The 12051-nt window shown below is 43.2% G+C and carries 10 protein-coding genes; 1 reads left to right on the top strand and 9 read right to left on the bottom strand.

The window, feature by feature from the left end:
* Positions 1 to 1018: 1018 nt before the first annotated feature.
* The 9 genes from B9Y69_RS02645 to fucP form a co-directional block, all read right to left on the bottom strand.
* The gene (locus B9Y69_RS02645; RefSeq protein WP_085471447.1) at positions 1019 to 2395 is read right to left on the bottom strand and encodes a DEAD/DEAH box helicase; all 1377 of its coding nucleotides are present in this window, start codon (positions 2393 to 2395) and stop codon (positions 1019 to 1021) included.
* 187 nt (positions 2396 to 2582) lie between these two features.
* Positions 2583 to 3500 carry a GNAT family N-acetyltransferase gene (locus tag B9Y69_RS02640; protein ID WP_085471446.1) on the bottom strand — a complete coding sequence of 306 codons (918 nt, stop codon included), beginning with the start codon at positions 3498 to 3500 and terminating at the stop codon, positions 2583 to 2585.
* A 25-nt stretch (positions 3501 to 3525) separates the two neighbouring features.
* Positions 3526 to 4323: an L-fucose dehydrogenase gene (locus B9Y69_RS02635; protein ID WP_085471445.1), complete on the bottom strand. Its 798-nt coding sequence runs from the start codon at positions 4321 to 4323 to the stop codon at positions 3526 to 3528.
* Entirely contained in the window at positions 4323 to 5159 is an 837-nt protein-coding gene (locus B9Y69_RS02630) for an amidohydrolase family protein (RefSeq protein WP_085471444.1), read from the bottom strand. Before B9Y69_RS02630 ends, B9Y69_RS02635 begins: the two co-directional genes overlap by 1 nt.
* 4 nt (positions 5160 to 5163) lie before the next feature.
* Complete coding sequence (locus tag B9Y69_RS02625) at positions 5164 to 6021, bottom strand: fumarylacetoacetate hydrolase family protein (protein ID WP_085471443.1); 858 nt, start codon at positions 6019 to 6021, stop codon at positions 5164 to 5166.
* 64 nt (positions 6022 to 6085) lie between these two features.
* Positions 6086 to 6850 carry an SDR family NAD(P)-dependent oxidoreductase gene (locus tag B9Y69_RS02620; RefSeq protein ID WP_085471442.1) on the bottom strand — a complete coding sequence of 255 codons (765 nt, stop codon included), beginning with the start codon at positions 6848 to 6850 and terminating at the stop codon, positions 6086 to 6088.
* A gap of 21 nt (positions 6851 to 6871) precedes the next feature.
* Entirely contained in the window at positions 6872 to 8536 is a 1665-nt protein-coding gene (locus tag B9Y69_RS02615) for a UxaA family hydrolase (protein ID WP_085471441.1), read from the bottom strand.
* A gap of 172 nt (positions 8537 to 8708) precedes the next feature.
* A complete protein-coding gene (locus B9Y69_RS02610; RefSeq protein WP_085471440.1) occupies positions 8709 to 9038 on the bottom strand; it encodes an L-rhamnose mutarotase in 330 nt (109 codons plus the stop codon).
* An 84-nt stretch (positions 9039 to 9122) separates the two neighbouring features.
* Entirely contained in the window at positions 9123 to 10400 is a 1278-nt protein-coding gene (fucP, locus tag B9Y69_RS02605) for an L-fucose:H+ symporter permease (protein ID WP_085471439.1), read from the bottom strand.
* A 133-nt stretch (positions 10401 to 10533) separates the two neighbouring features.
* Between fucP and B9Y69_RS02600 the strand changes: the two genes are divergently transcribed.
* Complete coding sequence (locus B9Y69_RS02600) at positions 10534 to 11394, top strand: AraC family transcriptional regulator (RefSeq protein ID WP_085471438.1); 861 nt, start codon at positions 10534 to 10536, stop codon at positions 11392 to 11394.
* Positions 11395 to 12051 lie beyond the last annotated feature (657 nt).

Below are 12051 nucleotides of genomic sequence, written 5' to 3'. Positions count from 1 at the left end.
AAGCAATCGATTGAGTAAAATATTGATAGATCATAGAGAGGATTTGTTACTTATTCCTCTATGCCGGAAGGGCATGTTACTTTTTACCGAAAAAGTAACCAAACCTCGTCGCTAGGAATTTTTGCAAGGAATGGACAGTGCCTGGGCAAATCACTACAGATCGCAAATATTCCTCAGGCGACATCTAGCTGTTAAGGGAAGCCAGAATATAAGTACTAACTACCAACGACCAACTAACCCCTACTAACTACTAGTAACAAGATTTACTTGCGCTGAGCCCTCCAAGGTTTATGGCTCTACTTTCGACCAACTACCCACTTCGTCATGTCGACTCTGGAGACATCTAAACACTATAAGTACTTATTCCAAAAAGGTACAAACATAAACAATCCATTCAGTAAAATGTTGATAGATCATAGAGAGGATTTGTTACTTGTTCCTCTATGCCGGAAGGGCATGTTACTTTTTACCGAAAAAGTAACCAAACCTCGTCGCTAGGAATTTTTGCAAGGAATGGACAGTGTCTTGCCAAATTACTACAGACTGCAAATATTCCTCAGGCGACATCTAGCTGTTAAGGGAAGCCAGAATATAAGTACTAACTACCAACGACCAACTAACCCCTACTAACTACTAGTAACAAGATTTAGTTGCGCTGAGCCCTCCAAGGTTTATGGCTCTACTTTCGACCAACAAGCTACTCTCTACTAACGACCAACTACCCACTTCGTCATGTCGACTCTGGAGACATCTCAACACTATAAGTACTTACGCTAAAAGAGTGAGACAGTACGCTCCGCCCAGAAACACGAAGCTACGTCACTGCGAGAAGTGCAACGACATGGCAATCTTTGTTTATTTATCTCCAGACGATTGCCACACCTTCGTTCCTCAGGTTCGCAAAGACGTTTTATAATCATTAGCCACAAAATCTTGTGGCTCTACTAACCTACAAACTATTTCCTACAATCTACCAACTACTAACAACCAACTACAAACTACAAACTCCCCCTACTATCTACTCCGTTCCTTCGCTATTCTTCGGTCGTTTTGGACGATTAAAGCGACGCTTAGGCTTCGTTGATTTTGCAACCTCACCTCCATTTGCTTGCGCCTCTCCTGTTACAACAGAAGCCACAACAGGTGCTGCTGTTGCTGCTACGCCATGGGCACCACCGTGCTCTCCTGTTGGCTTACGGTTCGGCTTTTTCTTTTTGAAAGAATTACGTTTTTTCTTTCCACTTTTCTTCGGATCATAAACCGGTCCCGCTTCAAAACCTTCCGGTAACGGCATCTTTGGCACCTCACTTTCAATTAGCTGCTCAATACGGGCAAACCGATGTTGATCCTTATCGTTGATAAAAGTAATTGCCGTACCTGTTGTAGCTGCCCGTGCGGTACGACCAATCCGGTGTACATAATCTTCCGGATCTGGCGGTACATCATAGTTGACAACCAAGCTGATCCCTTCAATATCGATACCGCGAGAAATCACATCGGTACCGATCAATATACGAAGTTGTTTGGCGCGAAAGCGAGCCATAATCGCTTCCCGCTGCGCTTGATCTAAATCGGAATGAAATCCTTCTACCGATACCTTTTTGCGCTGGAGTTCTGCTGCAAGCTTCTTCACCATATCCTTCTTCGAAGAGAAGATAATAATACTGCTGTAGGTATCATTGCTTAGGATATGTTTCAACAAAGCTGCTTTCTGCTCATCATACACCAGGTATGCCTGCTGATCAATTCCCGCCGAAGGCTTCGATATCGCAATATTTACCTCCGAAGGATCTACCAATATCTTCTTTGCTAACGTCCGGATTTTAGGCGGCATGGTCGCCGAAAACAAAAGCCCTTGCCTTTCTTGTGGCAACGCCGTAATAATCCGCATGATATCCTCATGGAATCCCATATCCAACATCCGATCTGCTTCGTCCAGCACCAGACATTTAAGCTTACTAAAGTCCACCTTACCACCAGACATATGCGCCAACAAACGTCCCGGTGTCGCTACCACGATATTGGCGCCCTCTTGAAGTGCACGTCTTTGCTGCTCATAGCCCATACCATCCCCACCGCCATACACGGCAATGGATGTTGCTCCTGTAAAGTAGCTCAATCCCATAATCTGTTGATCAATCTGGAGCGCTAATTCTCTTGTTGGAGCAAGGATAAGGGCATAAATATGTTCTTTTGGATTTTCTCCTATCATATTTAAGATAGGTAACAAATAGGACGCTGTTTTTCCAGTTCCCGTTTGCGCACAGGCAATAAGGTCTTTTTTTTCTAATACAACAGGAATCGCCTGTTCTTGAATTGGAGTAGCCTCCACAAAGCCCATACTATCAAGACCTTCTTCCAGTGTTGGAATAAAGCCAAATTCGTTGAATTTCAATCTATTGCAGTTCTATTTCATGTAATCATAAGGTCCCTCGCCTATCAGGCAGTAATGTTTCTCCCTATAAACGAGAACCTTAGCACCTACAAAAGTGCAGGATTTTGATAAAAATAACGGAATATATCCAAATCCGCAAGGGGTCAACAGAAATTATCGGTTGGCTAACCTGTTAGATACACACCGTTTATGTGTGCGATAGCAAAGGCACCATCAACTTTTCGTGGGTAAATAACCCGACCAATCGTTCCGTCACAAACAACGTCAAATCCTCTTCTTTGTACTGTTGGAGGTCGACAGGAAGATCAGTCTGCGGGGTGAACCCAAAAACTACCCGACGAGTTTCACGAGTAGCGAGTATTTGTATCACCTCCCTAAGCGACACCTCCTGTTTCTGAAAAATCTCAAACACATGGAGTGTGTCATCCTCATATTGTGCTACGACAACGGTATCTAGCTGTGGGAGGAAGTATATAGCGTCCTTAAAGCCAAAGTCAGGGTACGCATAACAATAAAAAAAAGTAAGTCCAAAATTACGGGTATAGAAACGAGATGTCGCCTTGGTATCCGTAACATAACGTTCAAACAGCAAACGATCTGTCTCCAGATCCAGATTCAATCTCGTCGCTTTGTTGGCCGGAGTGTTCCCCAAAAGGATCGATAAGGTCGGTTGATATTCCGCTACGGGTGTAAAGCCAAACTTCGGATAAAAATCCAATACCGTCTCGTTCGCAAATAGAAAATAACCATCCAAAACATCCTGATAATCGTGTTGAATCTCTTCCATAAGAAAACGTGCAAGACCTTTTCTTTGGTAATTAGCAGCCGTCATTACCGTACCAATTTGCCCCAACTGTAACACCTCACCACCTGTTGTTGTTTCTAAGATACTTAAGGTTGTATGTGCGACCATCTGGTCGCCATCAAAAAGCGAATAAAGAATACAGGTGTTATCCCAATATCCGGATTGATAGTAATTCTCGAAATCGAATCCCCAAAAGTCCATACTCATCCGATTGAGTTCTGCACGCAAATGGTCGACCTCCTGATACCCAATACGCAGGTTATATTTATCGTTCGAGATATAAACTTCTTTTTCTATCATCAATGTTATTACACGCTAATTATCATTAGTTTGAAGGTTCCTTAATTAAGGAACGGTCCAGATGAACATAGCCCCCATCGACATGAATAAGTTGCCCCGTGGTATGGCTCGATTTATCGGACAATAAAAACACCGTCGTATCCGCAATCTCCTCTGCTGTTGTCATTCTATTTTCCAACGGTATGCGCGCCGTTATTTTCTCCAATACTTCTTCCGGATTATCCAAGGTTTGTATCCAGCTATCATATTGCGGTGTAGCACACTCCGCCACCACGATTGCATTAACGCGGATCTGGAAAGGTAAAAGCTCTACCGCCCATTCCCGAGTAAGGGCATTTCTTCCGCCATTCGATGCGGCATAGGCAGACGTCCCCCCTTGTCCTGTCTCGGCCGTTTTGGAACTGATATTTACAATACTCCCCTTACTACTTTTCAACGCATCCAGTGCATGATGCGCCATCAGGTAATAATGAATTAGATTTTTGTGCAACGATGCAACAAAGCCTTCATAATTACCAGAGGCAAGTCCTACTCCATCATTGTGTCCGGCATTATTCACCAAACCATCGATACGCCCAAATACAGCCAACGTCTCCTTAACCGCGTATGCACTCGCTTCGGGATCAGACAGCTCAGCTTCAATACTTAGTGCCCTTCCACCCAATGCTTCTACTTCGGCCTGCACCAACAGGTTGTCGGCTTGTTTACGTCCGACAATAACAGGAATAGCTCCCTCTTTTGCGAGCGAAATAACAACAGCACGACCGATACCTTTAGCACCACCGGTCACGATAAATACTTTGTCTTTAATATTTAGGTTCATTATGAATTCTTAAACTTGTAAAAATGTGCCGCATTGCCGCCCCAAAATGCGAACTGTTCTTCCGGTGTAAATCCCTTTAACGCATGATCCGCAATGGCGATACTCTCAGCATAGCTTGCCGCCACCAAACTGACGGGCCAGTCGGAACCATACATCAAGCGATCCTTACCAAAAGTAGCAACAGCATGGTCAATATAGGGAACAAAATCATCCAGTTCCCAGCCCGGCCATTGCGCTTCTACGGCCAATCCCGAGACTTTACAATAAACATTAGGAAACGCAGCCAGCTTTTCCATAAAGGATGCCCATGTATCAAACGCTTTATCTCTGATATTTGGCTTCGCCATATGATCCAAAACAAACTGTTGATTTGGATTGGCCTCGACACAAGCCAGTGTACTCGCGTAATGTCGAGGCGCAATTAACAAATCGTAGGTATAGTTGTATTCGGTCAATTGCTTGATTCCATTTAAGAAGGACGGTTGCATTAAAAAATCAGCATCCGCTTCCGCTTCAATAATATGGCGGTACCCTTTAATTATTTTATACTGACTGAAGTATGCAAGCTGTTCGGCGACTTGTGGCGAACGCAAATCGACCCAACCTACCACACCTTTAATCATGGCATACATCGTTGATAGATCCACCAAAAACTGAGTTTCGTCGGTCGACTGATCCGCTTGCACGGCAATCACGCCATCGATCCGATTTTCCTTCAAAGCGAATGATAAATCGGTCGGCAAAAAGTTACGACGAATAGCCGACATCTTTTCCGTAATCCAAGCGTCACGAACCGGGTCGAAAATCCAAAAATGTTGGTGGGCATCTATCCGCATATTCTTATCCTTGTGTGTACGCGATAACCTCTTGACGAGATACGCCTAAATAATCAGCCCCCAGCTCTACTACATCACCAGGCTGCAAGTAAATCGGTGGGTTGAAGCCTAAACCAACACCTGCTGGTGTTCCCGTAGAAATTACATCCCCCGGTAAAAGGGTCATAAACTGGGATACGTACGATACGATATGCGGTACCGAGAAAATCAGGTTGCTGGTATTTCCATCTTGGTACATTTTACCGTTTACTTTTAACCAAAGACGTACATTATTAATATCTGGAATTTCATCGGCTGTTGCCATAAATGGTCCCATTGGTGCGAAGGTATCACAACCTTTACCCTTATCCCATGTACCACCTCTTTCAATCTGGAATTCACGTTCTGACACATCGTTGTGTAACACATAACCCGCTACATAATCCAATGCTTCTGCCTCCGTTACATAAGAAGCTTTCTTACCGATCACAATACCGAATTCTACTTCCCAGTCTGTTTTTTGCGAATTCTTAGGTATAACAACCTGGTCGTTTGGTCCAACAAGCGCTGTGGTGGATTTCATAAAGATGATCGGTTCCTCCGGAATCTTTGCTCCCGTTTCAGCAGCGTGATCTTTATAATTCAATCCGATACAAACAATTTTCGAAGGGCGAGCAAATGGTGCTCCCAAGCGAGTTCCCGTAGGAACAACCGGAAGTTTACCGGCATTTTCTGCAACAAAAGCTTGCAGACGCTCCAAGCCTCCTTCTTCAAAAAACTGCTCGTTGTAATCAACTCCTAAAGCTGATACATCGTAGTTTACATCGTCAATCTGTACACCAATTTTTTCCTTTCCGAAGGTACCAAAACGTATTAATTTCATAGTGTTGTTTTTCTTTTCCCTACATCCCGACATTTAAGCGGATCATGCGGATTATTTTATTAGTCTAGTTGTTCAATTTTATAAAACCTCCATCTATCGGGTAATCATTCCCCGTGATGAAAGCCGCATCCTCGCTGCAAAGGAACAGTGCTAATTTAGCAATTTCTTCAGGTTTCGCCATGCGGCCGATGGGTTGTGAGCTCGATAATTTAGCAAACATCTCTTCTTCCTTTCCGGGGTAGTTTTTAGCAATAAAACCATCCACAAAAGGCGTATGTACGCGTGCGGGTGAAATCGAGTTTGAACGGATATTATGCGCCATATAATCACGTGCCACCGACATACTCATCGCATAGATGGCGCCCTTACTCATGGAATAGGCAAACCGATCACTAATACCGACCACCGCAGCGATAGACGCTAAGTTCAAAATCGCTCCTCCGCCATTTGCTTTCATTCCGGGAACGACCGCAAATAAGGTGTTGTATGCCCCTTTTACGTTCACCGCAAAAACCTTCTCAAAATCTGCTTCTTGGCAGTTTTCCAAATTTCCGACATGCGCAATACCGGCATTGTTGACCAATACATCTACCCGACCGATAGCGCCTACAATGGAAATAACCTCTTCCTGATTTGCAACATTACAAGCATGTACTTTTGCGTTTCCGCCTGTATTCTGTATCCCATCAACAACTGCTTGCGCACCGCTGACATTCAGATCTAAAATATGTACAAATGCCCCTTCAGCAGCAAAAAGTTCCGCAATCGCGCGACCAATTCCACTGCCTCCGCCTGTAATAATAGCTACTTTATTTTCTAATTTCAACATTATTTTCTAATTAATACGTTCTTACAAAGACACTCCACGACGCCATGGAATGAAATCATCCTGTCCCAATTGCACCGCTTTAGGTTGTTCCTCTCCACTCGCTACACGAATTACATAGTCTAAAATACGATGAGCAGCCTCCTCTATCGTTTCTTCGCCATCGATAATCGTACCACAGTTAATATCGATAATATCAGGCATTCGCTCGTAAACTGGCGTATTGGTTGATAGCTTAACAACTGGCGTAATCGGGTTTCCTGTAGGTGTTCCCAGTCCTGTTGTAAACAAAACGATAGTAGCACCGGCAGCCACTTCGGCTGTTGTACTTTCCACATCATTACCCGGCGTACACAACAAATTCAGCCCAGGCGCATTGGCCAACTCCGGATAATCTACGACAGCGGTCACCGGCGAAGTTCCTCCTTTTTTTGCTGCGCCAGCTGATTTTATTGCATCTGTAATCAAACCATCACGAATATTCCCTGGCGAAGGGTTCATATAAAATCCGGAACCATCGGCTTCTGCCTTCGCATTATACACCTGCATCAGAGACATAAATTTCTGCGCTGTATCTTCATCGATACAACGATCGCTAAGCTCTTGCTCCACACCACAAAGCTCTGGAAATTCAGCCAGTATAACGGAGCCGCCAAGTGTTACAAGGATATCCGACAAGAACCCTAGTGCAGGATTGGCCGATATACCGGAGAAGCCATCCGACCCACCACATTCCAGTCCGATGCATAGTTTATCGAGCGTTGCGGGCTTTCGCTCCTGTTGATTTGCCTGCGCTAGTCCCGCAAAGGTTGCTTTTATTGCTTTATGCATGAGCTCTTGCTCAGTTCCTTCCAACTGCTGCTCAAAAACATATAGCGGTTTATCAAAATTAGGATCTCGCTTTGCAATCTCATCGCGTAAGATGGAGGCTTGTGCGTGCTGGCAACCAAGGCTTAAGATGGTGGCTCCTGCGACATTTGGATGCGTAACATAACCTGCTAATAGTCCGCAAAGGGCATCCGAGTCCATACGTGTCCCGCCGCATCCCATATCGTGGTTCAGGAATTTCACACCATCCACGTTGGGGAAAAGCTTGCTTTTTTGTTTTCCTTCAGCTGAATTGGACAAATCGATCTGAAGCAGATCATCCACAGATGCTCCGGCTTGATATTTCTGAATCAAAGTGTCGACTTCATTCGTATAGTCCTTGGACGCCACTTGATAGCCGAGTTTTTCCTCTAACGCTTTTTTTAGGGTCAACACGTTTCTGTTCTCACAAAAAACCAACGGTATAACAAGCCAATGGTTGGCGGTACCGACGGTGCCATTACTACGGTGGAACCCGTTGAATGTTTTACCGACAAAAGCTGACACATCGGGCTTATCCCATTCGAGTTTCCGTGTTCCCAAGTGAAAATCATCTGCCGCATGACGCAAATTTTCGGTTGAGATCAACGCTCCAGCATCTAACGCATAGTTTAACTTGCCTACAAGTACACCATACATATATACCGGTTCGTCCTTTGGCATTGCAGCAATGGTAAACTTGTGCTTGGCCTTCACCTTTTCCCGAAGAACAAATTCTTGTCCAGCAAAAGAAATAGCTGTTCCCTCGGCTAAATCACGTAAGGCAACGAGTACATTGTCTTTCGGATGAATTTGTAAATAAGCTAACTTCTCTCTTCTCATATTTCTATTTTTCGATAAACACAACCCCCGAAGGGTTCATCGCAGTTAGATCTACTGTCTCTACAAGGGTCTCTTCAATCTACCAATTAATCCCTTCCAAGTAGCCACAAAACCTTGTGGCTCTACAACAAACTACTATCTACGGACTAATCAGACACAACACCTTGTGTTTTTACAATTCAAAAATCTGTTTCATTAAAACCCACTTCTCTCCTGGTTTTGCCCCTGGAATCGCTTGTTGATATTTCCACATCAGCTTTTCCCATTCCTGCACTTTAGGATTATTAGCATCCATTTCACTCTTTTTATCAAAACTAAAGTCCTGATCAACATCCATAATCATAAACAACCGATTTTCAAACCGATATATTTCCATATGAAGAACACCAGCATCACTGATTGATGCCTTGATTTCTGGCCAAACATTTTGATGGTAGTCTTCGTACTCCTGGATTAATACAGGATCGTTTACTAAATCTAATGCGAATGTATATCTATGCATTTTATATTATTTTAACACTTTATTTGCACGTTTTCATTTTCATATGCTAATCTTAAACAGGTAAGCAACAGATGTTTTATGTCTCTATAACTCATTACGTGTACTGGAAACCGATTCCGGAAGTACCGCTACACTTTTGTTGCGCCAAGCAAAAAACAGGACTACAATAAAACAGAATAGTGGCACGTAATATGACAAGTGCACGTTTCCACTAAAATCAGTTACCTTACTGGCCAACGGTGGAATGATCGCTCCGCCGACGATGGACATAATAATCAAGCTCGATGCCGATTTTGTATCGGCTCCCGTACCTTCCAAGCCCATCGCAAAAATCGTTGGAAACATAATAGACATAAAAAAGGCAATACCGACCAACGCATATAGCGTTACGATACCTTCGCCGTAAATAACCAATACACATAGTAGAACTGCAAAAACACTATACAACATCAGCAACTTATAAGGTTGTATGAATTTCATAAAGAAGGAACCTACGAATCGACCAATCATAAAAGCTAGTCCCGCTGCACCCGCGTAGTATTTCGCATCCTGTCCATGCATTTGTAACGCATCTTCAGCAAAAACTAATAAGAAACTTAACACATAAACCTGCGCACCTACATAAAAAAACTGCGCTACAACAGCCCATGATACATTCTTATGTCTGAACGCACCAAAGAATCCTTTTGAAGCAACCGCATCCTCCTCCTCTTGAATTTCAGGTAATTTCGTTACGATAAACAACACGGCGACAAGCAGGATTATTAAGCCCAACACAAGATATGGACCTTTCACCAAAGCGGTTTCGGCCTGTATGTAAGCGAGACGCGCTTGCTCCGTCATATCAGCAATTTCACCGGCTGACTTAGGTTCATCAGCAAGAATGACATACCCTCCGACAATTGGCGCTACGAACGCCGCTAAACCATTGAATGATTGTGCAAAGTTAAGGCGCTGTGTTGCCTTCGCAGGATCCCCTAGTACCGTGATATATGGGTTTGCAGCAGTCTCTAAAATGGTTAAGCCGCAAGAAAGGACAAATAGTGCACCGAGAAAAAAGGCATAACTCATGGTGTTAGCTGCCGGAATAAAAAGGAAACAACCTAATGCAAAAAGCAAAAGCCCAACGACGATACCGACCTTGTATCCAAATCTTTTCATAATGATACCTGCAGGAATAGCCAATACGAAATAGGCAATAAAAACAGCGGAATCTACGAGAGACGCTTGAAAATGGGTTAAACTAAACGCACTCCTTAAATGCTTGATGAGGATTGGGTCTAGGTTATGTATAAATCCCCAAAAGAAAAAAAGGGATGTTATCAGAACAATAGCCAAGCCGTAAGTTTTTGTTTTTGTCATATAGGATTATATTGGAATTGTAAAAATAGGTTGTGGTGAATAGGAATCATTGAACTATTTTACCAAAAAGATAAACAATATTACCACACAACTGATATATTTACATTTTACAACGAATATATACGTTATCACAATGCATATTCAGCGTCTCAATCATATCCAGGAAGATCAGGGGGCCATCTTAATTCGCCACGATCGCGCGCCACAGAATCATAATGTGTGGCACTACCATGATGAATTGGAATTTATCCAGATCACCAAAGGAAAAGGAACTTTCGTTGCAGGGGATCGCATTTTTAAGTTTAGTGACGGAGATTCCATGCTTATCGGTTCCAACATCCCCCATTACTGGCTTTTTGATGAGGAGTTTTTACAGACGGATGCTGTCGCTAAAGTGGATATTAGGGTGATCCACTTTAAACCGGATTTTATGGGGAATGATTTCTGGTCCCTCAAGGAATCTTCCGCTATAAAACAAGGATACCAACGGGCTAAACGCATCCTTTATTTTTCAGAAGATGATGCCTGCATTGCTGATTTCTTTCGTCAATTATCACCGCATTCCTCTTTCAAACAATTACTTAGCTTGCTGGACACCTTAGATTACATTGGACAGAAGACGGACGCACAACTTCTTATTAGTGAAAGTCACAGTAATTTTCAACAAGAAGAGGACTACCTTCGTATGAATAAGATCCTAGACTATATACGACTCAATTACAAGCAAAAAATTCAGCTTCAATATGTCGCCCAACTGGCTGGATTAACTGAAAACTCCTTCTGCCGATATTTTAAACAAAAAACGGGTAAGACATTAATTCAATTTATCAATGAGTTGCGTATCACGCACGCCTGTAAACTTCTGATGGAAGAAAAGATGGCTATTAAGGAAGTTTGCTTTGAATCAGGGTTTCAGAATTTTGTCAGTTTCCATAAAACATTTAAAGCAATTGTAGGGCTTACGCCTGTACAGTATCGGGTTGGTAGGGAGTAGTTACGTAGTTGGTGGGGAGTAGTTTGTTGTTCTTAGTTAGTAGATAGTAGTTGGTAGGTAGTAGTTGGTAGAGACACCCCTCCGCGAAGGACTCAGCGCAACTATATTTTGTATCTGATTAGTTCGTAAGGATTTTCCTAAAAACTAAAAACGTCTTTGAGAACCTGAGGAACGAAGGTGTGGCAATCTCCTGGAGATAAATAAACAAAGACCGCCACGTCGCTACGCTTCTCGCAGTGACGCATCTCCGGTATTTGGGGAGGAGCATACTATCTATTCATCCTTTTAGTATAGATGTTGTTTTTATAGTGTTTAGATGTCTCCAAAGTCGACATGACGAAGTGGCTAGTAGTTTGTTGTTAGTAGATTGTAGGGAGTAGTTGGTACATGGTAGTTAGTAGAGCCATAAACCGCGAAGGGCTCAGCGCAGCTATATTTTGTGTCTTTTAATTAAATCCTAAATTGTAGCTTCTGGCTCCCCTAAACAGCAGAATGTCGCCTGAGGAATATTTGCATCTGTAGAAATTTGCCCATGCACTATCCCACCCTGCAAAAATTCCTAGCGATGAGGTTTGGTTACTTTTTCAGCAAAAGTAACATGCCTCTCCGGCGTAGAGGAGAACGTTTCGACAGCACTTCGACAGGTCCAGAGTGACA

Origin of the sequence: Sphingobacterium psychroaquaticum (genome assembly GCF_900177625.1) — a bacterium.
Lineage (GTDB): Bacteria > Bacteroidota > Bacteroidia > Sphingobacteriales > Sphingobacteriaceae > Sphingobacterium > Sphingobacterium psychroaquaticum.
This window is presented reverse-complemented; position numbering and strand designations above follow the sequence as displayed.